The following is a 26,597-nucleotide window of genomic DNA, read 5'->3' as shown; positions in this document are numbered from 1 at the left end:
GCCGTCGGCCGCGCTGCAGTTTCAGGAAGCTACCGAGCAGGTACGGTCGATAGAATCGACCGCGATGCCCCTTGTCTTGCTCGTCGCACTCCCCTTCGTCGCCAGCGTGCTGGCAGCTCTGCTGCCTTCGAACGCCCGCAACCGGGAATCGACGCTGGCAGGGCTGGTCGCACTGGTCTGCGCGATCGGCGCCGCACTGCATTTCCCCGACCTCGCGAACGGCAACGTGATCCGCCAGCGGATCGAATGGCTGCCCGCCCTCGGCCTCGACCTGGTGTTCCGCATGGACGGCTTCGCCTGGCTGTTCTGCATGCTGGTGCTGGGCATCGGCGCCCTGGTGGTGCTGTATGCGCGCTACTACATGTCGGCGTCCGACCCGGTGCCGCGCTTCTTCGCGTTCTTCCTCGCCTTCATGGGCTCGATGATGGGCGTGGTCCTCTCGGGCAACATCGTCCAGATGGTGATGTTCTGGGAGCTCACCAGCCTGTTCTCCTTCCTGCTGATCGGCTACTGGCACCACCGGCGCGACGCACGGCGCGGCGCGCGCATGGCGCTCACGGTCACCGGCATGGGCGGGCTGTGCTTGCTGGCCGGCGTACTGGTGCTGGGCCGCATCGTTGGCAGCTACGAGCTCGACGTGGTGCTTGCTTCGGGCGACCTGATCCGCAACCACCCGCTCTACACGACCGTGCTGGTGCTGGTGCTGCTCGGCGCCTTCACCAAGAGCGCGCAGTTCCCCTTCCACTTCTGGCTGCCGCGCGCCATGGCGGCGCCGACGCCTGTGTCGGCCTACCTGCACTCGGCCACCATGGTCAAGCTCGGCGTGTTCCTGATGGCGCGGTTCTGGCCGGTGCTGTCGGGCACCGAGCCATGGTTCTGGCTGGTGGGCGGCGCTGGCGCGATCACCCTGCTGTTGGGCGGATTCGCCGCGATGTTCCAGCGCGACCTGAAGGCGCTGCTGGCCTATTCGACCATCTCGCACCTCGGGCTCATCACGCTGCTGCTGGGGCTGAACAGTCCGCTGGCCGCCGTGGCGGCCGTCTTCCACGTCATGAACCATGCGACCTTCAAGGCCTCGCTCTTCATGGCGGCCGGCATCATCGACCACGAGAGCGGCACGCGCGACATTCGCAAGCTCAGCGGGCTGATGAAGCTGATGCCGATCACCGGCACGCTGGCCATCATCGCCAGCGCGTCGATGGCCGGCGTGCCGCTGCTCAACGGCTTCCTGTCGAAGGAAATGTTCTTCGCCGAAACGGTGTTCATCCAGTCGACGCCTTGGATCGACTTCAGCCTGCCTGTCATCGCCACCCTCGCCGGCGTCTTCAGCGTGGCCTATTCGGCACGCTTCGTGTTCGACGTGTTCTTCGGCCCTCCGTGTGGCGACGCGGTGCCCAAGCAGCCGCACGAACCCCCGCACTGGATGCGCGTGCCGGTCGAGCTGCTGGTGCTGATCTGCCTGGTGGTGGGCGTGGCGCCGGCTTGGTCGGTCGGCCCGCTGCTGGCGGCCGCCGCGCTGCCGGTCGTAGGCGGCGTGCTGCCCGACTACAGCCTGGCGGTGTGGCACGGCTTCAACCTGCCGCTGGTGATGAGCTTCGTCGCGCTGGCTGGCGGTGCCGCGCTGTACCTGCTGCAACGCCGCGGCCGCGCGCAGGGCCACCTCGACCACACGCCCGGACTGCACCGCCTCGACGGCCAGCGCATCTTCGAAAACCTGCTGGCGCGCTTGAGCGAAGCGGGGCGACGCAGCCGCCGCCTCTTCGGCACGCGCCGCCTGCAGACCCAGCTGCTGTGGATGGTGCTCGTCGCAGTGGCCGGTGCCGGCGCGTCGATGTGGCTCACGCCGGGCAGCCGCGGCACGCGCGAGCTGCTGCCCTTCTCGCCGATGTTCGCGATGACCTGGATCATCGGCATGGGCTGCGCGCTGGCCGCCGCCTGGCAGGCCAAGTTCCACCGGCTCGCGTCGCTGATGCTTGCCGCCGCAGCGGGCCTGGTGTGCTGCATCACTTACATCTGGTTCTCCGCGCCCGACCTGGCGCTCACGCAATTGGTCGTGGAAGCGGTGACCACCGTGCTCATGCTGCTGGGCCTGCGCTGGCTGCCCATGCGCAGCAAGGCCGCGGTGCAGCCTGCCTCGGCGCGGCTGCGGCCCTGGGGCCGCCGCGGGCGCGACCTGCTGGTGGCCGGCGCGGCCGGCACCGGCATGGCCGCCCTGGCCTGGACCATGATGACCCGCGACTTCCCGCAGAGCATCTCGCCCTTCTTCCTCGACAACGCGCTCACATTGGGCGGCGGCACCAACGTGGTCAACGTGATGCTGGTCGACTTCCGCGGCTTCGACACCTTCGGTGAGATCACCGTGCTCGGCGTGGTCGCGCTCACCGTGTACGCGCTGCTGCGCCGCTTCCGCCCGGCCATCGAGTCGATGGCGCTGCCGGCACAGCAACGCCTTCAGACCGACGACGGCAGCAGCGACCTGCTCAACCCGCGCCGCGCGCAAGACACCGCCATCGGCTACCTGATGGTGCCGGCCGTGCTGGTGCGCCTGCTGCTGCCGCTGTCGGTGCTGGTCGCGGTCTACTTCTTCATGCGCGGTCACAACGCGCCGGGCGGTGGCTTCGTGGCCGGCCTGGTGATGTCGGTGGCCCTGTTGCTGCAGTTCATCGTCTCAGGCACCGAATGGGTCGAGGAGCACCTGCGCATCTACCCGCGCCGCTGGATCGCCATCGGCCTGCTGCTCGCGCTGGCCACGGGCGGCGGCTCGGTGCTGCTGGGCTACCCCTTCATGACGACGCACACCGCCCACCTGCACCTGCCGGTGCTCGGCGAGATCCACGTGCCGAGCGCGCTCTTCTTCGACATCGGCGTGTTCTCGCTGGTGCTCGGCGCGACGATGCTCATCCTCACGGCGCTGGCCCACCAGTCGGTGCGCAGCCACCGCTGGGCCGACGAACAGGCCGAGCGCGAAGCCGCCGAGGCCGATGCCGTGCCGACGGCGGAGGGCGCGCGCTGATGGAAGCCGTGCTCGCCATCGCCATCGGGGTGCTCACCGGCTCCGGGGTGTACCTGCTGCTGCGTCCGCGCACCTTCCAGGTCATCATGGGGCTCACGCTGATCGCCTACGCGGTCAACCTGTTCATCTTCAGCATGGGCCGGCTCAAGGTCGACAGCGAGCCGGTGCTGATCCCCGGCGTGGCCGCCACGCTGGCAAACACCGCCGATCCGATGCCGCAGGCCCTGGTGCTGACTGCCATCGTGATCGGCTTCGCCATGACCGCGCTGTTCCTGGTCGTGATGCTGGCCTCGCGCGGGCTGAGCGGCACCGACCATGTCGATGGCGAAGAGCGGACGCAGGAGGCCGGCGAATGACCGAGCTGATGCGCTTCCTCGATCGCTTCCTCGAGTTCAGCATGCCGCACCTGGTGGCGGTGCCGATCCTGGTGCCCATGCTGACGGCCGCGCTGATGCTGCTGCTCGACGAAAAGCGCCGCCGCATCAAGTCGGCGCTGAGCGTGGCCTCCGGCCTCATCGGCCTGCTGGTCGCGCTGGCGCTGCTGCGCTGGGTCAATGCGGTCGACACCGGCAACGGCCCGGGCTCCGTCGGGGTGTATCTGGCCGGCAACTGGCGTGCGCCCTTCGGCATTGTGCTGGTGGCCGACCGGCTCTCGAGCATGATGGTCGCGCTCACCGGCGTGGTGGCCTTCGCGGCATCGATCTACTCCACCTCGCGCTGGGACCGTGCGGGCGTGCACTTCCACCCCTTGCTGCAGCTGCAGCTGATGGGCCTGAACGGTGCCTTCCTCACCGGCGACCTGTTCAACCTGTTCGTGTTCTTCGAAGTGATGCTGGCTGCGTCGTACGGGCTGCTGCTGCACGGCTCGGGGCGCCTGCGCGTGTCCGCAGGGCTGCACTACGTCGCCATCAACCTCGCGGCCTCGTCGCTGTTCCTGATCGGCGCGGCGCTGCTCTACGGCGTGACCGGCACGCTCAACATGGCCGACCTCGGCGTTCGCATCGCCCAGCTCGACGCGGGCGACCGCGGGCTGGTGCATGCGGCCGCCGCCATCCTGGCGACCGCCTTTTTCGCCAAGGCCGGCGCCTGGCCGCTCAACTTCTGGCTGGTGCCGGCCTACAGCGCCGCGGTGTCGCCGGTGAGCGCGGTGTTCGCGCTGCTCACCAAGCTGGGCCTCTACACTGTGCTGCGGCTGTGGACGCTGCTGTTCGCGCCCGACACCGGCGCCTCCGCGCAGTTCGGCCACGACGTGCTGGTCGGCATCGGCTTGGCCACGCTGTGCGTCGGCGCGCTCGGCATCGTCGGGACGCAGCGGCTGTCCAACCTCGCCGGCTTCAGCGTGCTGGTGTCGGCCGGCACGCTGCTGGCGGCGGTCGGGCTGGGTCAGCCCGCCATCTGGGCGGGGGCGCTGTATTACCTGCTGAGCTCCACGCTCGCAATCAGCGCCTTCTTCCTGCTGATCGACATGATCGAGCGCTGGCGCAATGCGGGCGCCAGCATTGCGCCGCACGAGGCGGCCGACAACGCGCCCTTCCTGTCCGAAGACCTCACGGCATCGAACGACGTGAACCTCGACGACGAGCAGCAGGCGCTCTACGGTCGCGCCATCCCGGCCGGCGTGGCCTTCCTCGGACTGGGCTTCATCGGCTGCACGCTGCTGCTGGCCGGTCTGCCGCCGCTGTCGGGCTTCGTCGGCAAGTTCGCCATGTTGTCGGGCCTGCTCGACGCCCCGGTCGTGAGCCGCTCGAGCTGGCTCTTCCTCGGCCTGCTGCTGGCCTCTGGCTTTCTGACGCTGGTGGCGCTGAGCCGCACCGGCATCCGCCATTTCTGGACCCAGCCGTTGAGCGCGATGCCCAGCCTGCGCGCGATGGAAGTGCTGCCGGTGGCGGCGCTGCTGGCGGCGTCGGTCGCGCTCACGATCGAGGCCGGCCCCGTGATGCAGCACGCGAGTGACACGGCCAACGGCCTGTTCGCGCCTCAGGCCTACCGCGACGCGGTGCTTGGTGCACGCCAGGTGCCCAACCCGCCACCCAAGGGAGCCACACCCTGATGCGCCGAATCCTGCCGTCGCCGCCGCTGTCGCTGGCGCTCTTCGTCGTCTGGCTGCTGCTGAACCAGTCGCTGCATGTCGCGACGATGGTGTTCGCCGCCATCCTTGCGGTCGTGGTGCCGCTCCTCACCCAAGGCCTGCGGCCCGCCGCGGTGCGGATGCGCCGACCGCTGGTGGCCCTGCGCCTCACGGGCACGGTACTGCGCGACCTGCTGCATTCCGCACTGACCGTCGGCCGCGCGCTGCTGACCCGTCGCACGCCGCAGATCCGCAGCGCCTTCGTCGAAATACAGCTGACCCTGCGTGACCCGAACGCCCTGGCGGTGCTCGCCATGATCTTCTGCCTGGCGCCCGGGACCGCGTGGGGCGAGGTGTCGCTCGACCGCAGCAAGCTGCTGCTGCATGTGTTCGACCTGGAGGACGAAGCCGCCTTCATCGAGATGGTCCGCACGCGCTACGAGCGCCCGCTGATGGAGATCTTCGAATCATGACGCCCATCCTGTTCTGGGCCCTCAAGGGCGCCCTTTTCCTGCTGGCCGTGGCGATGCTCTGCGCCGTGTGGCGGCTGCTGATCGGCCCGACCGCGCAGGACCGCGTGATGGCGCTCGACTGCCTCTACATCAACGGCATGCTGATGATGCTGGTGCTGGGCATCAACTACGCGAGCAACGTCTACTTCGAGGCGGCGATGCTGATCGCGCTGTTCGGCTTCGTGGGGTCGACCGCGCTCGCGAAATTCCTGCTGCGGGGCGAGGTGATCGAATGACGGGAGCCCACGCGTGAACATCGTCCCCGACTTCATCATCGGCCCGCTGCCGCTGTGGGCCGAGATCCTCACCGGGCTGTTCGCGGTGCTCGGCGCCGCCTTCGCCGCCGTGGGTTCCTTCGGCCTGGTGCGGCTGCCGACCTTCTTCCACCGCATCCATGCGCCCACGCTGGGCGCCACGGCCGGCGTGTGGTGCCTGACCATCGCGACCATCGTCTACTTCTCGGTGCAAGGCTACAACCTGTTCCTGCATGCGGTGCTGATCGCGCTGTTCGTCGCGCTCACCGCGCCGGTCACCACCATCTTTCTGATGCGGGCCGCGCTGTTCCGCGAACGCCAGAAGGGCGGCGACGTGCCGCCGACCTCCGACCGCGGGGACTGAACTCGCTCCGCCGGCCTCAGTGGTTGGCCAGCCCGATGAAGTCGGTCGGCGCGAAGTTGGTGTCACGCCAGGCGTAGCTGCGCGCATGGCGCTCACTGGCGCTCAAGCGAAGGCGAGCCAGGTCGGCGCGCACCTCTTCCAGGGTGCGCATCTTGCGGATCGGCGCCTGCGCGCTGTCGACCCGCGCTGCCTGTACGGCCACAACGGGTGCTGCGACGCGAACGGGCGCCGCGGGTGCTCGCACCACCGGCTGCGCGATCAAGCGCGCCTCTGCGGTGTCCCGGGTGTGCCGACCGAAGAGGTGACGGATCGAACGGAAGAGGAAGAGGACGTCCATGGTCGTGCGCGGCTGAGAGTGTTAGACAATTGTTAATCGTCGCTCTGTGAAGTCAAAGGACTTACAGCCGCGCACTCTGGGCGATTCGCGTACTTTTGCGCACAAAAGCCGACTTCGGCCTGTGCGAGCCTTCAGGGCGCCGTCGCGGCCTCGAGCCGCTCGAGCCACAGCATCGCCGCGCCACGCGAGTTGCCGCACATCTCCGCCGCAGGCTGCAGCCCGCCGCAGCAGGCCGGGCGCTCCGGCCGGCCGAAGATCGCGCAGCGCTGGTCGGCCATCAGCTGGACGCAGCGCACGCCTGCAGGCTTGCCGTGGGGCATGCCGGGAATCGGGCTGCTGATGGAGGGCGCGGTGCAGCAGGCGCCGCAGCCGGGGCGGCAATCCATGCGCCCTCAGCCCAGCGCTTCGTGCAAGGTCTTGGCGTTCGCCACGTCGGTCTCCCGCGGCAGCGCCACGGCGTTCTTCACCGCCAGGATTTCTGCCATGACGCTCACCGCGATCTCGGGCGGCGTCTTGCTGCCGATGTAGATGCCGATCGGCCCGCGCAGGCGCGCCAGCGACTCGGCGGTCTGCTCGAAGTGCTCGACCATGCGCGCGCGCCGGGCCTCGGCGTTGCGGCGCGAGCCGATCGCGCCGACATAGAAGGCGTCGGTCGCCAACGCCTCGAGCAGCGCGAGGTCGTCGAGCTTCGGGTCGTGCGTGAGCGCGACCACGCAACTGCGGCGGTCGGGCCGAAAGGCGGTCACCGCGTCGTCGGGCATCTCGGTGGTCACGGTCACGCCGGGCACGGTCCAGGCGCTGCGGTATTCGATGCGCGGGTCGCACAGCGTGACGGCGAAGCCACTGAACTTGGCCATGGTCGCGAGGTATTCGGCCAGCTGGCCCGCGCCGATCAGCAGCATGCGGTATTCGGGGCCGAAGGTGTTGACCAGCTGGCGTTCGTCCACGCTCAGCGCCGCGGGCGAGGACGCCTCGGCCAGCGTCACGCGGCCATCGACCAGCGACACGGTGCGCTGCATCAGCCGTCCCTGCTCCAGCGAGGCGACCAGCGCTTCGAGCGACGCCGGCTCGGGGTCGTACTCCAGCAGCAGCTCCAGCGTGCCGCCGCAGGGCAACCCGAAGCGGTGCGCCTCGTCGGCCGTGATGCCGTACTTGACCAGCGCCGGCGCGCCGCCCGCCGGCATCGGCTCGGTGGCGCCATGCAGGCGGCTGTAGCGTGCGATCAGGTCGTCTTCGATGCAGCCGCCCGACACGGAGCCCACCACCGCGCCGTCTTCGGCCAGCGCCATGATCGAGCCGACCGGCCGTGGCGACGAGCCCCAAGTCCGCACCACGGTCGTGAGCAGCGCGCGACGACCGGCGAGCCGCCAGTCGCGCAGCGTCCGCAGCACCATGACGTCGAGGTTTTCCATCAGGCGGCGTCCGTGTCTTTCTTGCCGCCCAGGCCGATCTTGTTCATGAAGCCTTTGACTGCGCCCTGCTTCTCTTCGGCCACCGCCTCGCCTTCGACCGGCGCGGGGCCGTAGCGGCGCTGCATCTCGGCGTCGAAGCGCTTGAAGAAATCGTCGGCGGTCGACTTGGCGGCGCCATCGATGAGCCGCTGGCCGAGTTGCGCGATCTTGCCGCCGACCTGCGCCTGCACGGTGTAGTCCAGCTCGCAGCCTTCGGCGCCGTCGGCCGCGGGCTTGAGCGTGACGCTCGACGCGCCCTTGGCGAAACCCGCCACCCCGCCCTGCCCTTCGAAGCTGAGCTTGTAGCCGTCTGGCGGCGCGATGTCCGTCAACGTCACCTTGCCGGTGAACTTGGCCGACACCGGGCCGACCTTGACGGCGGCCGCGACCGTGTACTGGTTGTCGCCGGTCAGCTCGAACTTGTCGCAGCCGGGGATGCACTTTTTCAGTGTCTCCGGGTCGTTGAGCGCGTCCCACGCCTGTTGTTGCGTGACGCCGAGACGGCGGTTGCCGAGCATTTCCATGAGTTCTTCCTTCTTGTCGTGATCGTCGGGCAGCGGCTCAGCGGCCGGCACGCATCAGCGCTGCCAGGCTCGCGGCCAGCTGGCCGAGCGCGCTGAGATTGTGGACCGCCAGCATCGCGTCTGCATGGCGGTGCAACATGGCCGCACCGCGCGCCAGGGGAGCGTAGCCCTCGAAGCGCAACAGCGGGTTGAGCCACAGCACGCGGCGCGAATGCCGCTTGAGCCACTGCAGCTCCTGGTCAAGCAACGCCGGCTCCCCGGTGTCCAAGCCGTCGCTGATGACCAGCACCAGCGTGCGGCGTCCGGTGAGGCGCCGGGCATGGTCGCGCCGCAGTTGCGCCAGCGAATCGCCCAGCCGCGTGCCACCGGCGAAGTCGTCGATGGCCGCACTGGCGCTCGCGAGCATGTCGTCGGTGTCGGCCAGGCGGAAAGCCGGCGTCAGGTCGGTCAGGCGGGTGCCGAAGGCGAACACGTCGCGCCGCCCGGCGTGGCGCGTGGCCGCGTGCAGGAAGGCGAGCAGCAGGCGCGCGTAGCGCTCCATCGAGCCGGAGACGTCGATCAGCACCAGCAGCGGCAGGGACTGCGCGCGGCGCGTCAGCCGCGGCAGGCGCAGCATCTCGCCGCCGGTGCGCGCCGCCTCGTGCAACACGCCGGGCCAGTGCATGCGCGCATGCGTGCCCGCACCGGCCGCCACGCGCAGGCGGCGCGACGGCACGGTGGGCACGGGCAGCGCGATGTCGCGCGCCAGGCGCTCGACCAGCCGGTACTCCGCGGCGCCGAGCGCGTTGAAGTCGGCGTGGTGCAGGCGTTGCAGGTCGCTCGCGGTCATGGCCGCGTCGAACTCGATCTCCCGTTCACCCTGCGCAGGCCGGTCGGCATCGCGCGGTGCGGCCAGCGCCTCGCGCACGCGCGGGCGGCGCTTGGCCGGCTCCATCTTTCCTTCGGCGCTGGGCAGCATCTGCGCGAGCATTTTGTTGGCGAGTTCGGGGTCGCGAAACCACGCGTCGAAGAGCTCGCGAAAAACGAGACGGTCCTGCTCCCGGCTGACCATCACGGCTTCCATCGCGGCGCAGAGGTCGTCGCGCGCATCGACGCCGACCAGCACGGCCGCCTCGGTCGCGAGCGCGATGCGCGCGGCATCGGTGGGCACGCCGGCACGGCGCAGCGCGCGGCCGAAGCCGGCGATGTTGCCGGCCATCTTGCCGCGACGCGCATCACCGAGCTGCTCCATGCGTCGCGACGCAGGCGCTCAGGCGCCCGCGTCCTCCGGCTGCAGCAGCTCGGCAGCGAGCGCCTGCGTGACCGCGGCCACGTCGTCGCGCTGCTTGAAGAGGATGCCGGCCGTGTCGACCACCACCTCCGGGTCGAGCACCAGCGCATCGAGCGCCACCAACGCGCGCGCCCACTCCACGCTCTCGGCGATGCCGGGTGCGCGCTGGAAGGCGCTGGCGAACGGTGCGCTGCGCAGCCGGCCGACGAAATCGGCCACCTGCTTCGACAGCGCGTCGCCGGCCTCGGGCACTTGGGCACGCACGATGGCCAGTTCGCGTTCCCGCTCGGGGTAGTCGAGCCAGTGGTAGAGGCAGCGGCGCTTGACCGCGTCGTTGAGTTCGCGCGTGCGGTTGCTGGTGAGGATGGTCACCGGCGGCACTGCGGCGGTGATGGTACCGAGCTCCGGAATGCTCACCTGGTACTCGCCCAGGTACTCGAGCAGGAAGGCCTCGAAGGGCTCGTCGGCGCGGTCAACCTCATCGATCAGCAGCACCGCGCCCGGCGCGGGCGTCTGCAGCGCCTGCAGCAAGGGGCGGCGGATCAGGTAGCGCGGTTGGTAGACCTCGGACTCAATGTCGCTCGATGCACCGCTCGCCTCGGCCGCGCGCATGTGCAGCAGCTGCGCCGCGTAGTTCCATTCGTAGAGCGCCTCGCGCTGCTCCAGGCCGTCGTAGCACTGCAGGCGCAACAGCTCGCGCTGCAGCGCCGTCGACAGCGCCTTGGCCAGCTCGGTCTTGCCGACGCCGGGCTCGCCTTCGAGCAGCAGCGGGCGCTGCAGTTTGAGCGCCAGGAACACGGCCGTGGCGAGGCGCCGGTCGGCAAAGTAGCCTGCCTGCTGCAGGCCGGTGGCAACGGCGTCGATGCTGGAGAAGATCACCCCTGCATCAACCCAGCGCGGCCCGGACGGCGCGCTGCGTCAGCACGCTGATCAGGTTGGCGCGGTACGGCGCCGACGCATGCAGGTCGCTGTTGAGCTCGCTCGCATCGATCGTCACCGCGGCGGCGGCCTCCGGTGTGAAGCTCTGGTTCAACGCGTCTTCAAGCCCGGTGTGGCGGAACACACCGTTGCCGGCCCCCGTGATCGCCACGCGCACGCCCGCATCGTACTGCGCGATGAACACGCCGACCAGCGGGAAGTGCGACGCCTTCTGGCGCAGCTTTTCGTAGTGCGCGCGCTTCGGGATGGGGAAGCGGATAGCGGTGATCAGCTCACCCTCTTCCAGCGCGGTGGTGAACAGGCCCTGGAAGAAGTCGTCGGCTGCGATCTCGCGCTTGTCGGTGACGATGGTCGCGCCCGAGGCCAGCACCGCACTCGGGTAGCAGGCGGCCGGGTCGTTGTTGGCGACCGAGCCGCCGAGCGTGCCCATGGCGCGCACCTGCCGGTCGCCGATGCGCGACGCCAGGTCCGCCAGCGCCGGGTAGGCCGACTTGACCGCGGCATCGTTCGCCACGGCCAGGTGCCGCGCCATCGCGCCGATGACCAGCGTGTCGCCGTCCTTCGTGATGCCGGCCAGTTCGGCGATGCCGCCGAGGTCGACCAGTTGCTCCGGCGCGGAGAGGCGCAGCTTCATGGACGCGAGCAAGGTCTGCCCACCGGCCAGCGGCTTGCCGCCGGCGGTGGCGAGCTTCGCGGCATCGGCCACGCTGGTCGGACGTTCGAGGGTGAAGGGATACATGGTGTGTTCCTGGTTCAGGCGGCCGGGCGGCCCTGGGTGCTGGCGGCGAGCGACGGCGTCTGCGGTTGCTGGGTCGACGTGGTGGATCCTTTTTGCATCGCCTCCCACACGCGGTGCGGCGACGCGGGCATGTCGAACTCCTTAACGCCCAGCGGCGCGAGCGCGTCTAGCACGGCGTTGATGACGGCCGGCGGCGAGCCGATGGCACCCGCCTCGCCACAGCCCTTGGAGCCGATCGGGTTGTGGGTGCAGGGCGTGCTCAGCGTGTCGAGCTTGAACATCGGGAAGTCCTCGGCGCGCGGCATGGCGTAGTCCATGAAGCTGCCGGTCAGGAGCTGGCCGGTCTCGTTGTCGTACACGCAGTTTTCCATCAGTGCCTGGCCGATGCCCTGCACGATGCCGCCGTGCACCTGGCCCTCGACGATCATCGGGTTGATGATGGTGCCGAAATCGTCCACCGCGGTGAAGCGGTCGATCTTCACCTCACCGGTGCCCTTGTCGATCTCGACCTCGCAGATGTAGGTGCCCGCCGGGTACGTAAAGTTGGTCGGGTCGTAGAAGGCCGTTTCGTTCAGGCCCGGCTCAAGCTTGTCGAGCGGGTAGTTGTGCGGCACGTAGGCCGTCAGCGCCACTTGGCCGAAGGGGATCTTCTTGTCGGTGCCCTTCACGGTGAACTCGCCGTTCGCGAACTCGATGTCGGCATCGCTCGCCTCCATCAGGTGCGCCGCGATCTTCTTCGCCTTGGTCTCGATCTTGTCGAGCGCCTTCATGATCGCCGTACCGCCCACCGACAGCGAGCGCGATCCGTACGTGCCCATGCCGAAGGGCACGCGGCCGGTGTCGCCGTGCACGATGTCGACGTTCTCGACCGGAATGCCCAGGCGCGCCGCCACCAGCTGCGCGAAGGTCGTCTCGTGGCCCTGGCCATGGCTGTGCGAGCCGGTGAACACCGTCACGCTGCCGGTCGGGTGCACCCGCACTTCGCCGGCTTCGAAAAGGCCGGCGCGCGCACCGAGCGCGCCCGCCACGTTCGACGGTGCCAGGCCGCAGGCCTCGATGTAGCAGGAGTAACCCATGCCGCGCAGCTTGCCGTTCTTCTCGCTCTCGGCCTTGCGCGCGGCAAAGCCCGCGACCTCGCCGAGTTCATTGGCGCGGTTCAGCAGCGCCGGGAAATCACCGGTGTCGTACTGCAGCGCGACCGGCGTCTGGTACGGAAAGCTGCTGATGAAGTTGCGCCGGCGGATCTCGTCCTGCGCCAGGTTCATCTCCCAGGCGCAGCGCGACACCAGCCGTTCGAGCAGGTAGGTCGCTTCGGGCCGTCCCGCCCCGCGGTAGGCATCGACCGGCGCGGTGTTGGTGAACCAGGCGTCCACCTCCACATAGATCTGCGGCGTGGCGTACTGGCCGGCCAGCAGCGTCGCGTAGAGGATGGTCGGGATGGCGGTCGAAAAGGTCGACAGGTACGCGCCGAGGTTGGCGTCGGTATGCACGCGCAGCGCGAGGAACTTGCCGTCTTTGTCCATCGCCATCTCGGCATGGCTCACGTGGTCGCGGCCATGCGCATCCGACAGGAAGCACTCCGAGCGCTCGCCCGTCCACTTGATGCTGCGGTTGAGCTGCTTGGCCGCCCAGGTCAGGCACACGTCCTCGGCATAGAGGTAGATCTTGGAGCCGAAGCCGCCGCCCACGTCGGGCGCGATCACGCGCACCTTGTGCTCCGGCAGGCCCAGCACGAAGGCCGTCATCAGCAGGCGTTCGACGTGCGGGTTCTGGTTCGACACGTAGAGCACGTACTCCTCGGTCGCACGGCTGTAGTTGCCGATGGCCACGCGCGGCTCGATCGGGTTCGGGATGAGCCGGTTGTTGACCAGGTCGAGCTTCGTGACGTGCGCCGCATTGGCGAAGGCCGCGTCGACCGCGCCCTTGTCGCCCAGCGTCCACTTGTAGCACTGGTTGTCGGGCGCCTCGTCGTGGATGACCACGCCGCTCTGCTTCTTCGCCGCGTCGGCCACGCTCACGACCGGCGTGTGAACGTCGTAGTCGACCACCACGGCCTCGGCGGCATTCTTGGCCTGCTCGACCGTCTCGGCCACGACCATGGCGACATGGTCGCCGACATAGCGCACCTTCTTGATCGCGAGGATCGGGTGCAACGGCTCCTTCATCGGCGTGCCGTCGGGGTTGTTGATGAGCCAGCCGCAGGGCAGCCCGCCCATCTTCCCTTCGATGTCCTTGCCGCTGAAGATGCCGATGACGCCCGGCATCTTCGAGGCCTCTGCGATGTCGACCGACTTGATGGTCGCGTGGGCGTGCGGCGAGCGCACGAAGACGGCATGGCTCTGCGCGGCCATGGTCACGTCGTCGGTGTAGTTGCCGGCGCCGGTCAGGAAGCGGTAGTCCTCCTTGCGGCGGACCGCCTCGCCGATGTGCGGAAGGTTGGCGAAATCGGATGCACCCATGGTGTGCTCCTGTTCAGGCCGCGACGGGCTTGGAGGCGGCCGCCATGTCCTTGCCACCCATCTGCACCGCTTTCACGATGTTCTGGTAGCCGGTGCAGCGGCACAGGTTGCCGTCGAGCAGCGAGCGGATCTCGGTCTCGCTCGAATTCGGGTGGTAGGTGCACAGGTCGATGGCGCTCATCACCATGCCCGGGGTGCAGAAGCCGCATTGCAGGCCGTGGCATTCCTTGAAGGCCGCCTGCATCGGGTGCATGGTGCCGTCGGGCTGCGCGATGCCCTCGATGGTGGTGATCTCGGCACCGGCCACCTGGCCGACCAGCACGTTGCACGACTTGACGGCGCGGCCATTGACATGAACGGTGCAGGCGCCGCACTGCGCCGTGTCGCAGCCCACGTGGGTGCCGGTCAGGTGCAGGTGCTCGCGGATGGCGTGCACGAGGAAGGTGTTGGGGGGAGCGTCGACCGTGGCCGCGCGGCCGTTGACGGTGAAAGAAACCTGCATGTGGCTGTCTCCGTGAAGGTGATGGCTGGGGAAGCGCATGGCATCTTGGACGCCGGCCCGGACCGACATCCTAGGCAAAACCCTCGGCGCTTGCCGCCATGCTTGGAAATTCTCAAAATGGAACAGCCACCCGCTGGCCGCGATGCCGGCCGACCACCTCCACGATGACACCCCACCTCCCCACGCCCTCTGCCGACACCGCGCGCGCTCTGGCCATCACGCAGGCACGTCGTGCCTGCATTCATGGCATGGGCTCGGCCGGTGATGCGCCCGTCGAACCGTGGCTGCTGCGCTCGTGGCAGCGCTGCCTGACGGCAGGCCATCGGCCAGACCAGCGGGTGGCCTTCAACACCGTGACGCGCGCAGCGATCCAGGAGGCGCAGGAGCACCACCGCGCGCTGATCGGCGCCGCGCGACCGGTGCTGGCGCGGCTGTCGCGGGCCATCGCGGACACGCGCTACTTCGCGCTCCTCACCGACGCGCGCGGCATCGTCATCGACGTCGGCGAATTGCCCGGCGGCAGCGACGAGGCCACGCGACGCGCCCACGACATCGGCCGCGTGGGCATCGACCTGTCGGAGCGCGCCGTCGGCACCACCGCCATCGGCGCGGTGCTGGCCGAGCAGGCGCCGGTGTGGCTGCACCGCGCCGAGCACTTCTTCGACGACACCGGCATCTACAGCTGCGCCGGCGCCCCGCTGTTCGGCCCGCAGGGCGACTGCATCGGCATGCTCGACCTGACCGGCGTGCAGGTGGTCGAGCGGCCCGAACTGCGGCACCTGGCGGCGCTGTCCGCGCGCAGCATCGAGAACGCGCTGGTGCGCGCGCAGCCGCATGCCCTGCTGCTGCGCTTGAATTGGCCGGGCTGCGCGAGCGGCGACGACGCCGACGGCCTGCTGGGGCTCGATGCCGATGGCCGCGTGGTCGCCAGCAACGGCACTGCGCGGCAAATGCTTCAGCAGCCCCTGGCGCGCGGCACGGCGTCACAGCCCTGCCACGCGAGTGACCTGTTCGCGCTGCCGGTCGACATGCTCTGGAACGCGGCACGACGCGGCGACGCGGTCGACGTGCCGCTGTGGTCGGGACTGCGGCTGCAGGCCTGGGCGCGGCTGGCCGATGCAGATGTTTCGGCGGCCTCGTCCATGGCGAGGCCACGCCTGCGCGACGTGGAGACAGCACTGATCCGCAAGGCCGTCGACGAGGCGCGCGGCAACGTGGCCGAAGCCGCTCGGGCGCTGGGCATCAGCCGTGCGACGGTCTACCGCAAGCTGGCAGCGCGCGGGCGCTGACGGCCCCTATCAGGCATTCAAGCCCTTCATCCCCTCTTCCGTATAGCGTCCGCCGGCTGCGATGCCCGGCGGCAGCGCGGCGCCGATGCGCGCCAGGTCGTCGGCGGACAACGCCACGTCGAGCGCGCCGAGGTTGTCGTCGAGGTATCGAATGCGCTTGGTGCCGGGGATCGGGATCACGTCGTCGCCCTGCGCCAGCAGCCAGGCCAGCGCGAGCTGCGCGGGCGTGCAGCCCTTCTCGGCGGCCAGCGCCTTCACCGTGTCCACGATGCGCTGGTTCTGCTGCGCGTTCTCGTCGGCGAAGCGCGGGTTCTGGCGGCGGAAGTCGGTGGCGGCCAGCGTGTCGCTGACCACCTGGCCGGTGAGGAAGCCGCGGCCCAACGGGCTGTACGCGCAGAACGCGGCACCAACCTCGCGGCAGGCTTGCAGCACCCCCAGCTCGGGGTCGCGCGTCCACAGCGAATACTCGCTCTGCACGGCCGCGATCGGGTGGATGGCGGCGGCGCGGCGCAGCGTGTCGGGCGAGACTTCCGACAGGCCGATGGCGCGGACTTTCCCGGCCTTCACGAGATCGCCCATCGCGCCGATCGAGTCTTCCAGCGGCGTCTCGAGGTTGAGGCGGTGCGCGTAGTACAGGTCGATGGTGTCGATGCCGAGCCGCTTCAGCGAGGCCTCGCAGGCTGCGCGGATGTAGGCCGGCGAGTTGTCGACCCGGCGCTCGTAGCTGCCGGGCTTGCGCACCAGGCCGAACTTGGTGGCGATGGTCACCCGCTCGCTGCGGCCCTTGATGAAGCGACCGAGCAGCTCTTCGTTGTGGCCGAAGCCGTAGGCGTCGGCGGTGTCGAACAGCGTCACGCCGCGGTCGAGCGCATGCGCGAGTGTCGAGAGCGACTCCGCCTCGTCGGTGGGGCCGTAGAACTCCGACATGCCCATGCACCCGAGGCCGAGCGCCCCCACGGTAAGGCCGCTGCGGCCGATGGAACGTTGCTTCATGCTGCTGTCTCCAGAGGTTTCGCGGCCTGCTCGGCCGCACGGTAGAAGGTGATCTTGGTGCCCAGCACGGCCGCCGCCTGCTGCATCGCGTGCAGCGACGCGTTCACCTCGGCCAGATGCGCTTCGAGCAAGGCACGACGCTGCGGCACGGTGGCGCCGCCCTCGGCCCGCAGCCGCGCGAACACGAGCATCTGCGCGACCGGCATGCGGGTGTCGCGCAGCCGCAGCAGAAACTCGATCCAGTCGAGGTCGGCGGTGGCATAGCGTCGCTGACCGCCGGCGGCGCGGGGCACCGGCGCGATGAGGCCGATGCGTTCGTAGTAGCGCAGCGTGTGGGCCGTGAGCCCGGTGCGCTGTGCCACCTCGTCGATCGTGAGCAATGCGTTCATGGGTGCATTCTCGAAGTTCGAGCGCGCTCGAAGTCAAGCGCCATCGTGCATTTGTTTCGCCACAGCGCCGCTCGCTAGACTGCGCACCACCCTCCCCGAAACGTCTATGCCCGCTCGCCGCTTCGCCCCCTGGTTCGCCTGCTTCCTGCCGGTCGCGTGCCTCTGGCTGAGCGCCTGCACCGCCACCCCGGTGGCCGAGCACCGGGGCGACGTGCTCGGCATCGAGTTCGTGCGCATCCCGGCCGGTGAATTCCTGATGGGCAGCGACGAAGACCCGGGCGCGCTGGCGCAGGCCTTCCCCGCGTACGACCCCGCCCGCTTCGCGCAACTCGGCGACGAAGGGCCGGTGCACCGGGTGCGCATCACGCGCGCCTTCTGGCTCGGGCGCCACGAGGTGACGGTCGCACAGTTCCGCCGCTTCGTCGAAGCCTCGGGCCATGTCCCGGAGTCCGTCGCCGACGGCACCGGCGGCTACGGCTTCAACCCGGCCTACGACCCGGCGACCTCGGCCCGCGGTGATGCCTTCGAGGGCCGCAACCCCACATACGACTGGCGCAACCCCGGCTTCCCACAAGGCGACGACCACCCGGTGGTCAACGTGACCTGGAACGACGCCGTGGCGATGGCGCGCTGGCTGAGCGCCCGGGAAGGCGTCACCTACCGCCTGCCGACCGAAGCCGAATGGGAATACGCCGCGCGCGGCGGCACGCGCACCCGCTTCCACACCGGTGACAACCCGCGCACGCTGCTGCAGGGGGCCAACGTGTTCGACCAGACCGCCGCACCGAACTGGCCGCGGTGGCAAGCCTTCGCGATCGACGGCCGCGATGGCCATGCCTTCACCGCGCCCGTCGGTCGCTTCGCGCCGAACGCCTTCGGGCTCCATGACATGCACGGCAACGTGTGGGAATGGTGTGCCGACTGGCATGCCGACGACACCTACGCGCACTCGCCGGTGGACGATCCGCAAGGCCCTGCCGAGGGCAGCGTGCGCGTGCGGCGCGGCGGCTCGTGGCACACCTGGGCCTTCTACGCGCGCTCGTCGTTCCGCAACTGGAATTCGCCGGAGACGCGCTACACGCTGGTGGGCTTTCGCCTGCTGCGCGAGCTCGCGCCAGGCGAAGAGACAGCGGCGGCGGCGGCGAGCAGATAGCGATCACCCCGCCAGCGCCACCACCAGGGCCGACTCGTCGACCACCACCGCCGCGCGCTGGCGCACACGCAGGCCGCTGCCGCTGGGCGCGAAGCCGACGAGCTGCAGCCCCCCCTCGAGGGCCACGGCGATCTCGTCGCCGCTGTCGCCGCGCAGGACGCTCGCCACCGCGCCGAGCAGGCGGTTGCCCATGGCGCCTTGTCGGCGAGCGCCCTGTGCGACGGCGTCGACGCGCTCGACGCGCACCGCCGTGGCCTTGCACAGCGCGATCACGGTCATGCCCGCCTGCAGGCCGAGCAGCTCGGCGCTCTCCTGCGTGATGCGCGCCGCCATGGCACCGCAGGTGCCCAGCCGCATCTGCACGCGCACCGTGCGGTCGAACGGGGTCAGCGCATCGATGGTCGCCGGTAGCTGGTTGCGCATGCTGGTGCGGACCGCCAGCCGGGCCATGGTGGCATCGGCCTGTGCGCCGGCATCGGCGCCCCGTGACGACCAGCGCGCATGCACCTCGCGCCGCGCGGTGTCGAGCGCATCGGCCAGCTCCAGCAGATGGCCGCCTTGCGCCGTGAGCAAGGCCCCGCCGCCGCCCGCACCGCCGACGGCGCGTTCGACCAGCGGCACGCCCGCCAGGTTGGTGAGCGTGTCGATCGCCTGCCAGGCGGCCTTGTAGCTCACGCCGGCCTCGCGCGCGGCCTGCGAGATGCTGCCGGTGGACGCGATGCCGCGCAGGATGTCGATGCGCTTGTCACTGGGTCCGTGGCCGAGGGCGTCGATGAATCGGGGGCTGGGCATGCGCCGATTGTGCGTGGGTCGCCGCAGCGGGGCGCCTTGCTATGATTTCGCTATTCCTGTTTTGAATAGCGCATCGAAAGAACGCGAGATGAACACCCCCTCCCGCTGGCTCGGAAAGGCCGCCCTGCTGGCCGCTTTCTCGCTGGGCACCGCGGCCCTGCACGCACAAGAGGTGATCGTCTCTGCCGCCGCCAGTCTGACGAACGCGTTCCAGGCGGTCGGCCAGGCTTTCGAGAAGACGCGGCCGGGCGCCAAGGTGACCTTCAACTTCGCCGCCTCCGGCCCGCTGCTCGCGCAGATCCAGCAGGGCGCACCGGTCGATGTGTTCGCCTCCGCCGACCAGGAGACGATGGACCGCGCCGCCAAGGCCCACCTGCTCGCCGACGGCACCCGCGCCGACTTCGCGCGCAACACGCTGGTGCTGATCGTCCCCGCCGCTGCGAACGTGCCGAAGCAACTGGCCGAGCTCGGCGGCGATGCCTACCGACGCATCGCCACAGGCACGCCCAGCGCCGTGCCGGTCGGCCGCTACACCGTCGCCGCGGTGCAGGACGCCGGCCTGGCCGCCGCCCTGGAGCCCAAGTGGATCTACGGCGAAAGCGTGCGCCAGGTGCTCAACTACGTCGCCCGCGGGGAGGTCGACGCCGGCTTCGTCTACCGCACCGACGCGCTGATCGAGAAGGACAAGACCCGCATCGCGCTGACGGTGCCGACGCGCACGCCGGTGAGCTACCCCATCGCGCAGATCGCCACCAGCAAGAACACAGCGCTCGGGCGGGACTTCATCGCCTTCGTGCGCAGCGACGCCGGCCAGCGCATCCTCGACGGCTTCGGCTTTGCCAGGCCCTGACCCGGACGCGCCGCACTTGCTCACACCGCTCTGGCTCACGCTCAAGGTCGCCCTGCTCGCCACGCTGATGGCCGGCGCGGTCGGCATCGCGCTGGGCTGGTGGATGTCGCAGCGCCGCTTCGCCGGCAAGAACATCGTCGATGCCCTGCTGATGCTGCCGATGGTGCTGCCGCCGACGGTGCTGGGCTACTACCTCATCGTGCTGATCGGGCGCAACGGCGTGCTGGGCCAGTACCTCGACCGCTGGTTCGGCATCAACCTGATGTTCACCTGGCAGGGCGCTGTCATCGCCGCGTCGCTGGTGTCGCTGCCGCTCATCTACAAGGCGGCGCGCGCGGCCTTCGAGGACGTGGACGGCCGTTTCCTGCATGCCGCGCGCACACTCGGCGCAGGCGAGTTCGAGATCTTCGTACGCATCGCCCTGCCGCTGGCGGTGCGCGGCATCGCCGCTGGCCTGATGCTCGCCTTCGCGCGGGCCATGGGCGAGTTCGGCGCGACGCTGATGATCGCCGGCAACCTGCCGGGCAAAACGCAGACGCTGTCCATCGCCATCTACGACGCGGTGCAGGCCGGCAACGACGCGCAGGCGCTGTGGCTCACGCTGGTGATCTCGGTCGTGTGCGTGGTGGTCTTGGTCGCCGCCGGCCGCATGCTGCAGGCCAAGCACTGACATGAAACCCACCCCCGATGCGCCTGCGGCGCCTCCCCCTCAAGGGGGCGCACCTGGCGGCCTGGCAAAGCCAGTTCCGCGGGTGCCCTGGCATCCGGCCACGCCGGTTTCATCGGCTGCCGGTGATGAGCAGAGCCATGGAACTGACATGCAACCGGTACTCGACATCCACGTACAGACCACGCTCGAATCGCCGGGCCGCCGCTTCGTGCTCGACGCACGCTTCGTCTCGACAACATCTCGCACGGCGCTGATCGGGATATCCGGTTCGGGCAAGTCCACGGTGCTGATGGCCATCGCCGGGCTGCTGCCGCAGGTGCAGGGCCATGTGCGTGTGGCAGGCCGCACGCTGCTCGACACGGCCGACGCCGTCGACCTGCCCGCCCGCGAACGCCGCGTTGGGATGGTGTTCCAGGACTACGCGCTGTTCCCGCACATGACTGTCGCGCAGAACCTCGCCTTCGGGCTGTGCAGGCTCGGGCAGCGGCCGAGCGAGGCCGAGCGCGCACGCATCGACGCGCTGCTGCGGCAGTTCGATCTGGATGCGCTGCGCGGTGCCCGGCCCCGCCATCTCTCCGGCGGACAACGCCAGCGCGTCGCCCTGGCGCGTGCGCTGGCGCCACAGCCCGACCTGCTGCTGCTGGACGAACCGCTGTCGGCGCTCGACACGCCCCTGCGCATCCGGCTGCGCACCGAACTTGCGGAGATGCTGGAACGCGTGCCGGTGCCGACCCTGCTGGTCACGCACGACCCGAGCGACGTGGCAGCGCTGGCGCAGTCGGCGGTGCATCTCGACGCAGGCCACGTCATTGGCCCTCCACTGCCGGCGTCCGCGCGCCGACCCATCGGCTGACACGCAGCCGGCTGCTCAGAGCGCGCAGGTGCGAAATCCGAAGAAGCCGTCGTCGCGCGCCGGCAGCGCGAAGTGGCGCGCACGCGGCGAGCGCAAGCGCGCGCGCGTGGCGAACGACGCGCCGCGCAGCACCCGGGCCTCGCCGAAGGCGGGTGCCGGGTCGAACACGGTACCGACACTCCACGGGTCGGCGCGGTAGCCCGGCCAGGGCCGCAAGGTGCCGGCGGTCCATTCGTGCACGCCGCCCCAGTGAAAGCCGCGGTGCGCGCCGGCATGCGCGGCGATCTCCCACTCGACCTCGGTGGCGACGCGCCGCCCGGCCCAGCGCGCCCAGGCGTCGGCTTCCCACCAGCTCAGGTGCACGGCCGGCTGATGGCCCGCGGCCTGCACCACGCGGCCGAAGCGGCGCTGCAACACGGCGCCGCCCTGCCCGCGCCGGCCGGCGCCGATTTGTTCGACATGGCGCGGGGCGCGGCGCTCGCCGCGCTGCTGCCCGAGCCAGGCCTGGCCGCCAGGCGACCAGAGCTCGTTGCGGTCGTAGCCTCCGTCGTCGACAAACTCGGCGAACTGCTGCCAGCTCACCGGTTGCGCGTCGATCTCGAAAGCCGGCACATCGACGGCGAGCGTGCCGCCGTCCTGCGCGAAGCCGAAGCCCGCGCTGCCTTCGCCGCGGCCGAGCGTCCAGCGCGTGGCGGGCATGAGGAGCGGCTCGCGCGAGACGACCGCGGGCGGCGTATCGACACCGATCGGCAGGCCGAGCGTCTGCGCGATGACGACGAGCTCCTCGCCGCGGAGGTCCTCATGGAACAGCGCGAGGCGGTAGAAGTACAGGCCGGCATCGGTCTCGGCGGCACGATCGAGCAACTCGAGCGTGCATTCGAGCGTCTCGAGCAGGTAGGCGCGGGTCGCTTCGGCATCCGGCAGCTCCGCCCCGCCTCCCGACGGTGTCGACCACCCCTCGTCGGCACGCGGCTCGATGGACGCCAACCGCGTGGGGCGCATCGGGCACTCGATGCCGAAGGCCCGCTGCGTGTTGCGCGCGATCCACCATTCGGAGAACCAACCGATGTGGCCGGCCAGCCAGAGCGGCTGCACCGTACCGGGCTGCGGCTCGGCCGTTGCAGCCTCGCCCCCCGCCGCCTCTTCGCACAAGGACAGCAGGTGCAGCGTGTGGTTGCGTGCATCGATGAGCGCCAGCGACAGCAGGTCGCGGCCGGCGTGCGCCATCGCCAGGGCATCGATGGCGTGCGCGCCGGCCGGGGCGCGTCGCGGTGCGGGGCCGGAGGGTGCGGGCATGGCCTGATTATCGGCGCCGCCGCACACCGATAAAATCCGCTCGCCCTGCACCCGACCCGCCAGCGCACAACGCCGGCGTGTCGGGTGCATTCGTATCCGGGCAACCCTTTAAAAAGACGGAGCAACTATGCAAGGCTTGATGAAGCTGTCGAAAGCGATCGACTGGCTCAACGCCCAGGTGGGCAAGTACGCCATCTGGATCATTCTGGCGTCGACCGTGATCAGCACCGTCAACGCCGTGGTTCGCAAGGTGTTCAACACCAGCTCCAACGCGTACCTCGAGGTGCAGTGGTACCTGTTCGCCTGGTCCTTCCTGATCGCGGCCGGCTTCACGCTGCTCAACCGCGAACATGTACGCATCGACGTGCTCAACAGCCGCCTGTCCAAGCGCACGCAGATGTGGATCGACATCCTGGGCTTCGCCGCCTTCCTCACGCCGCTGTGCCTCGTGGTGCTGTACTACACCATCCCCATGACGATCCAGCGCTACGAGACCGGCGAGATGTCCGGCAACCCCGGCGGCCTGATCCGCTGGCCCGTGTGGCTGGCACTGCCGGTGGGCTTCACGCTGCTGATGCTGCAGGGCTGGTCCGAGTTGATCAAGCGCGTGGCCTTCCTGCGCGGCGCCGGCCCCGACCCGACGATCAAGCAGGGCGAGAAGACCGCCGAGGAAGAACTGGCCGAGGCCCTGCGCGAGCGCTCGGACGTCATTGATCCGGCGGCGACGCCCCAGGCACGCTGACCCGCGGCGCAGAGCACAAGAACCATGGAATTCATCACCGCCAATTTCGCCCCGATCATGTTCGCGGGGCTGATCGTCTTTCTGCTGCTGGGCTTCCCGGTCGCCTTCAGTCTGGGGGCCTGCGGCCTCTTCTTCGGCTTCGTCGGCGTCGAGCTCGGCGTGTTCCAGTCGTCCGTCATGGCCTGGCTGCCGCAGCGGCTCATCGGGATCATGGCCAACGACACCCTGCTGGCCGTGCCCTTCTTCACCTTGATGGGGCTGATCCTCGAGAGAAGCGGGATGGCCGAGGACCTGCTCGACACCGTCGGCCAGGTCTTCGGCCCGATGCGCGGCGGCCTCGCGCTGGCCGTGATCTTCGTCGGCGCGCTGCTGGCTGCGACCACCGGCGTGGTGGCCGCCTCGGTCATCTCGATGGGCCTGATCTCGCTGCCCATCATGCTGCGCTACGGCTACGACCGGCGCATGGCGTCGGGCGTGATCGCCGCGTCGGGCACGCTGGCGCAAATCATCCCGCCCTCGCTGGTGCTGATCATCATGGCCGACCAGCTCGGCAAGAGCGTCGGCGACATGTACAAGGGCGCCTTTCTTCCCGCGTTCATCCTGGTGGGGCTGTACGTGCTGTACGTGGTCTTCCTGGCGATCTTCAAGCCGTCGCAGGTGCCGGCCCTGCCGGTGGAGGCACGGATCTACCGCGAGCCCAACGGCGGTGGCGGCTACGCCTCGCTGGTCGCGCTGATGGGCTTCTCGGCCTTCGTCGCGGTCCTGATGGCGCGCCACATGGCCGAGATCCACACATGGTGGGAAGGCACCCTCGTCACCTCGGTGGCCACCGATGAGAAGGTGGTCGTCGCCATGTGCGGCGGCACCTTCGTGGCCTTCCTGATCGCCGTGTTCAACAAGGTCACGCGGCTCGGCCTGCTGTCCCGCCTGGCCGAACGCGTGACCTTCGTGCTGATCCCGCCGCTGCTGCTGATCTTCCTGGTGCTGGGCACCATCTTCCTGGGTGTGGCGACGCCCACCGAAGGCGGCGCCATGGGCGCGATCGGCGCGCTCGTGCTGGGCGCGCTGCGCCGGCGGCTGAACCTCAGCCTGCTCAAGCAGGCGCTGGCGACGACCACCAAGCTGGGCAGCTTCGTGATGTTCATCCTGATCGGCGCCACCGTGTTCGGCCTGGTGTTCCAGGCCGCCGACGGCCCGATCTGGGTGGAGCACCTGCTGACCGGCCTGCCCGGCGGTCAGATCGGCTTCCTGATCCTGGTGAATGTGCTGATCTTCTTCCTCGCGTTCTTCCTCGACTACTTCGAGCTGTCCTTCATCGTCGTGCCGCTGCTGGCACCGGTGGCGCACAAGCTGGGCATCGACCTGATCTGGTTCGGCGTGCTGCTGGCCGTGAACATGCAGACCTCGTTCATGCACCCGCCCTTCGGCTTCGCGCTGTTCTTCCTGCGTTCGGTCGCCCCCGAGAAGCCGTACATGGACCGCGTCACCAAGAAGATCATGGATCCGGTGACGACCATGCAGATCTACAAGGGCGCCGTGCCTTTCGTGCTGATCCAGCTCTTCATGGTGGGCCTGCTGATCGCCTTCCCGGGGCTGGTCACCGGCAACCTGGACAAGGAGCAGGAGGTCGACCTGCGTCAGGTCGGCGACCAGATGCGCGAAGCGCTGCAGCCGTCCTCCGAGGAAGGCGGCTACGGGTCCGACCAGGGCTACGGCGCCGAGCCGGCACCGTCGCTTGGCACGCCAGCGCCCGGTGGCGACGCCGCGCCGACAACGCCCGCACCGGCGCCCGAACCTGCCGCCGCCGAGGACGACCCGATGAAGGCCATGCAGGACGCCCTCAAGCCCAAGCCGGCGCAGTGAGGGCATGACACCTGCGGCACCGACATCGGTGCCGCAGACGAAAAAAAGCCGCGCAGTGCGCGGCTTTTTCGTGGGCGGGTCGATGGACCCGCGACCGGAGCGAACTCAGATCTTCACGCCGTTCATGTACTGGTTGAACGGGAATTCCGAGAAGCGGTTCCAGAGGATCTGGTCGCGCTGGAAGGCGCGCATGCTCTGGTGGATCTTCTTGAAATCGGGCGACTTGGCTTCGTGCTCGGCGAACACTTCCATCGAGGCCTTGAAGCCCGCGTCCATCACGGCCTTCGGGAAAGGCTTGAGCTGCGTCTTCTCAGCGACCAGCTTCTTCAGCGCGATCGGGTTCCAGGCGTCGTACTTGGCGGTCATGTCGGTGGCCGCGACCTTGCAGGCGGCGTCGAGGATGGCCTTGTTCTCTTCCGACAGCGCGTTGTACTTCTTCACGTTGATGAAGAACTCCAGGTCGGCGCCGCCTTCCCACCAGCCGGGGTAGTAGTAGAACGGGGCGACCTTGTTGAAGCCCAGCTTGGCATCGTCGTAGGGGCCGACGAATTCGGACGCGTCGAGCGTGCCCTTTTCCAGCGCCTGGTAGACGTCGCCGGCCGGCATGTTCTGCGGCACCACGCCCAGCTTCTGCATCGCTTCGCCGAACACGCCGCCGCCCATGCGCATCTTCAGGCCCTTCAGGTCCTCGACGGTCTTGATTTCCTTGCGGTACCAGCCGCCCATCTGTGTGCCGGTGTTGCCGGCGCTGGCCGTCTTGAAGTTGTACTTGCCGAAGAAATCGTCGAGCAGCTTGCGGCCACCGCCGTAGTCCTTCCACGAGGTGTTCTGGCGGGCCGTCAGGCCGAAGGGCACGGCGCAGCTGAAGGCGAAGACCGGGTCCTTGCCGGTGAAGTAGTAGGCGGCCGACTGGGCCATCTCGATGTTGTCGCCCTGCAGCGCGTCGACCACGCCGAAGGCCGGCATCAGTTCGCCGGCGGGGTGCACGGTGATTTCAAACTTGCCACCCGACAGCGCCTTGACCGTCTTGGAGAGCATTTCGGCGCTGCCGAAGATCGTGTCCAGCGAACGGGGGAAGCTCGATGCCAGACGCCAGCGGACAGCGGCCTGCGCATGCACCGCGGGCGCGATGCCAGCAGCCAGCACGCCAGCGATGCCGGCATTCTTGATGAGGGAACGACGATCCATGAATTCACTCCGATTGCAAAGGGGAAAAAACAAAACGCGGCCTCGCCGCGTTGAGTTGAAGACCTCGTGGGTCGGTCGCGATTGTAA

Annotated in this window: 27 protein-coding genes; 13 read left to right on the top strand and 14 right to left on the bottom strand. The window is 69.3% G+C overall.

Annotated elements, in window-relative coordinates:
- Positions 1–64 precede the first annotated feature (64 nt).
- The 6 genes from ACSFA0_RS07315 to mnhG are packed head-to-tail and all read left to right on the top strand — an operon-like array spanning position 65 to position 6,211.
- Positions 65–3,013: a monovalent cation/H+ antiporter subunit A gene (locus ACSFA0_RS07315; protein WP_435449544.1), complete on the top strand. Its 2,949-nt coding sequence runs from the start codon at positions 65–67 to the stop codon at positions 3,011–3,013.
- Entirely contained in the window at positions 3,013–3,369 is a 357-nt protein-coding gene (locus ACSFA0_RS07310) for a Na+/H+ antiporter subunit C (protein ID WP_435449543.1), read from the top strand. Before ACSFA0_RS07315 ends, ACSFA0_RS07310 begins: the two co-directional genes overlap by 1 nt.
- Positions 3,366–5,063 (top strand): monovalent cation/H+ antiporter subunit D, encoded by a 1,698-nt coding sequence (locus ACSFA0_RS07305; RefSeq protein ID WP_435449542.1) that lies wholly within the window; start codon positions 3,366–3,368, stop codon positions 5,061–5,063. The genes ACSFA0_RS07310 and ACSFA0_RS07305 overlap by 4 nt, the downstream gene beginning before the upstream one ends.
- Positions 5,063–5,554, top strand: coding sequence for a Na+/H+ antiporter subunit E (locus ACSFA0_RS07300; protein WP_435449541.1), 492 nt, complete (start codon positions 5,063–5,065; stop codon positions 5,552–5,554). Before ACSFA0_RS07305 ends, ACSFA0_RS07300 begins: the two co-directional genes overlap by 1 nt.
- Positions 5,551–5,829 (top strand): K+/H+ antiporter subunit F, encoded by a 279-nt coding sequence (locus ACSFA0_RS07295; protein ID WP_286648696.1) that lies wholly within the window; start codon positions 5,551–5,553, stop codon positions 5,827–5,829. Before ACSFA0_RS07300 ends, ACSFA0_RS07295 begins: the two co-directional genes overlap by 4 nt.
- A gap of 13 nt (positions 5,830–5,842) precedes the next feature.
- Entirely contained in the window at positions 5,843–6,211 is a 369-nt protein-coding gene (gene mnhG, locus ACSFA0_RS07290; protein ID WP_435449540.1) for a monovalent cation/H(+) antiporter subunit G, read from the top strand.
- Positions 6,212–6,227: 16 nt separating this feature from the next.
- Here mnhG and ACSFA0_RS07285 read toward each other — a convergent pair whose 3' ends face one another.
- The 9 genes from ACSFA0_RS07285 to ACSFA0_RS07245 all read right to left on the bottom strand — a co-directional run bounded on the left by ACSFA0_RS07285 (position 6,228) and on the right by ACSFA0_RS07245 (position 14,432).
- On the bottom strand, positions 6,228–6,548 hold the full coding sequence (locus tag ACSFA0_RS07285; RefSeq protein ID WP_435449539.1) for a hypothetical protein: 321 nt from the start codon (positions 6,546–6,548) through the stop codon (positions 6,228–6,230).
- A 131-nt stretch (positions 6,549–6,679) separates the two neighbouring features.
- Positions 6,680–6,934 carry a YkgJ family cysteine cluster protein gene (locus tag ACSFA0_RS07280; protein WP_435449538.1) on the bottom strand — a complete coding sequence of 85 codons (255 nt, stop codon included), beginning with the start codon at positions 6,932–6,934 and terminating at the stop codon, positions 6,680–6,682.
- 6 nt (positions 6,935–6,940) lie between these two features.
- On the bottom strand, positions 6,941–7,960 hold the full coding sequence (locus tag ACSFA0_RS07275; protein WP_435449537.1) for an XdhC family protein: 1,020 nt from the start codon (positions 7,958–7,960) through the stop codon (positions 6,941–6,943).
- The gene (locus ACSFA0_RS07270; protein ID WP_435450917.1) at positions 7,960–8,523 is read right to left on the bottom strand and encodes an SRPBCC family protein; all 564 of its coding nucleotides are present in this window, start codon (positions 8,521–8,523) and stop codon (positions 7,960–7,962) included. Before ACSFA0_RS07270 ends, ACSFA0_RS07275 begins: the two co-directional genes overlap by 1 nt.
- Before the next feature lie 37 nt (positions 8,524–8,560).
- Positions 8,561–9,754 carry a vWA domain-containing protein gene (locus tag ACSFA0_RS07265; RefSeq protein ID WP_435449536.1) on the bottom strand — a complete coding sequence of 398 codons (1,194 nt, stop codon included), beginning with the start codon at positions 9,752–9,754 and terminating at the stop codon, positions 8,561–8,563.
- A gap of 18 nt (positions 9,755–9,772) precedes the next feature.
- On the bottom strand, positions 9,773–10,672 hold the full coding sequence (locus ACSFA0_RS07260; protein WP_435449535.1) for an AAA family ATPase: 900 nt from the start codon (positions 10,670–10,672) through the stop codon (positions 9,773–9,775).
- Between the two features lie 7 nt (positions 10,673–10,679).
- Positions 10,680–11,471 (bottom strand): FAD binding domain-containing protein, encoded by a 792-nt coding sequence (locus ACSFA0_RS07255; RefSeq protein ID WP_435449534.1) that lies wholly within the window; start codon positions 11,469–11,471, stop codon positions 10,680–10,682.
- 14 nt (positions 11,472–11,485) lie between these two features.
- Positions 11,486–13,930 carry a xanthine dehydrogenase family protein molybdopterin-binding subunit gene (locus tag ACSFA0_RS07250; protein ID WP_435449533.1) on the bottom strand — a complete coding sequence of 815 codons (2,445 nt, stop codon included), beginning with the start codon at positions 13,928–13,930 and terminating at the stop codon, positions 11,486–11,488.
- 13 nt (positions 13,931–13,943) lie between these two features.
- Positions 13,944–14,432, bottom strand: a complete 489-nt coding sequence (locus ACSFA0_RS07245; RefSeq protein WP_435449532.1) for a (2Fe-2S)-binding protein — start codon at positions 14,430–14,432, stop codon at positions 13,944–13,946.
- A gap of 164 nt (positions 14,433–14,596) precedes the next feature.
- Here ACSFA0_RS07245 and ACSFA0_RS07240 point away from each other — a divergent pair, with 164 nt between their 5' ends.
- Positions 14,597–15,721 (top strand): helix-turn-helix domain-containing protein, encoded by a 1,125-nt coding sequence (locus ACSFA0_RS07240; protein WP_435449531.1) that lies wholly within the window; start codon positions 14,597–14,599, stop codon positions 15,719–15,721.
- A gap of 9 nt (positions 15,722–15,730) precedes the next feature.
- Here the strand turns inward: ACSFA0_RS07240 and ACSFA0_RS07235 are convergent, their stop codons facing one another.
- Entirely contained in the window at positions 15,731–16,714 is a 984-nt protein-coding gene (locus ACSFA0_RS07235) for an aldo/keto reductase (protein WP_435449530.1), read from the bottom strand.
- Positions 16,711–17,103, bottom strand: coding sequence for a MerR family transcriptional regulator (locus ACSFA0_RS07230; protein ID WP_435449529.1), 393 nt, complete (start codon positions 17,101–17,103; stop codon positions 16,711–16,713). The genes ACSFA0_RS07235 and ACSFA0_RS07230 overlap by 4 nt, the downstream gene beginning before the upstream one ends.
- 106 nt (positions 17,104–17,209) lie before the next feature.
- On the opposite strand from ACSFA0_RS07230, the gene ACSFA0_RS07225 reads away from it, so the two are divergent.
- Complete coding sequence (locus ACSFA0_RS07225) at positions 17,210–18,256, top strand: formylglycine-generating enzyme family protein (RefSeq protein WP_435449528.1); 1,047 nt, start codon at positions 17,210–17,212, stop codon at positions 18,254–18,256.
- A gap of 3 nt (positions 18,257–18,259) precedes the next feature.
- On the opposite strand, the gene ACSFA0_RS07220 is transcribed toward ACSFA0_RS07225, so the two are convergent.
- On the bottom strand, positions 18,260–19,048 hold the full coding sequence (locus ACSFA0_RS07220; RefSeq protein ID WP_435449527.1) for a TOBE domain-containing protein: 789 nt from the start codon (positions 19,046–19,048) through the stop codon (positions 18,260–18,262).
- A gap of 88 nt (positions 19,049–19,136) precedes the next feature.
- Here ACSFA0_RS07220 and modA point away from each other — a divergent pair, with 88 nt between their 5' ends.
- The 3 genes from modA (at position 19,137) to ACSFA0_RS07205 (ending at position 21,421) form a co-directional block, all read left to right on the top strand.
- Positions 19,137–19,898 carry a molybdate ABC transporter substrate-binding protein gene (gene modA / locus ACSFA0_RS07215; RefSeq protein ID WP_435449526.1) on the top strand — a complete coding sequence of 254 codons (762 nt, stop codon included), beginning with the start codon at positions 19,137–19,139 and terminating at the stop codon, positions 19,896–19,898.
- 16 nt (positions 19,899–19,914) lie between these two features.
- Complete coding sequence (gene modB, locus ACSFA0_RS07210; protein ID WP_435449525.1) at positions 19,915–20,568, top strand: molybdate ABC transporter permease subunit; 654 nt, start codon at positions 19,915–19,917, stop codon at positions 20,566–20,568.
- A gap of 148 nt (positions 20,569–20,716) precedes the next feature.
- Positions 20,717–21,421 carry an ABC transporter ATP-binding protein gene (locus ACSFA0_RS07205; RefSeq protein ID WP_435449524.1) on the top strand — a complete coding sequence of 235 codons (705 nt, stop codon included), beginning with the start codon at positions 20,717–20,719 and terminating at the stop codon, positions 21,419–21,421.
- 15 nt (positions 21,422–21,436) lie between these two features.
- Here the strand turns inward: ACSFA0_RS07205 and ACSFA0_RS07200 are convergent, their stop codons facing one another.
- A complete protein-coding gene (locus ACSFA0_RS07200) occupies positions 21,437–22,717 on the bottom strand; it encodes an SUMF1/EgtB/PvdO family nonheme iron enzyme (RefSeq protein ID WP_435449523.1) in 1,281 nt (426 codons plus the stop codon).
- Between the two features lie 127 nt (positions 22,718–22,844).
- Between ACSFA0_RS07200 and ACSFA0_RS07195 the strand changes: the two genes are divergently transcribed.
- Together ACSFA0_RS07195 and ACSFA0_RS07190 are read left to right on the top strand one after the other, a co-directional pair.
- Positions 22,845–23,459 carry a TRAP transporter small permease subunit gene (locus tag ACSFA0_RS07195; protein ID WP_435449522.1) on the top strand — a complete coding sequence of 205 codons (615 nt, stop codon included), beginning with the start codon at positions 22,845–22,847 and terminating at the stop codon, positions 23,457–23,459.
- Between the two features lie 24 nt (positions 23,460–23,483).
- Positions 23,484–25,322 carry a TRAP transporter large permease gene (locus ACSFA0_RS07190; protein ID WP_435449521.1) on the top strand — a complete coding sequence of 613 codons (1,839 nt, stop codon included), beginning with the start codon at positions 23,484–23,486 and terminating at the stop codon, positions 25,320–25,322.
- Between the two features lie 105 nt (positions 25,323–25,427).
- On the opposite strand, the gene ACSFA0_RS07185 is transcribed toward ACSFA0_RS07190, so the two are convergent.
- The gene (locus ACSFA0_RS07185; protein ID WP_435449520.1) at positions 25,428–26,510 is read right to left on the bottom strand and encodes a TRAP transporter substrate-binding protein; all 1,083 of its coding nucleotides are present in this window, start codon (positions 26,508–26,510) and stop codon (positions 25,428–25,430) included.
- Between the last annotated feature and the right edge of the window lie 87 nt (positions 26,511–26,597).

This window comes from Variovorax restrictus, from assembly GCF_051216715.1.
Classification (GTDB): Bacteria; Pseudomonadota; Gammaproteobacteria; order Burkholderiales; family Burkholderiaceae_C; genus Variovorax.
The sequence above is the reverse complement of the archived record's forward strand: the minus strand, read 5'-3'. Positions and strand labels throughout refer to the sequence as shown.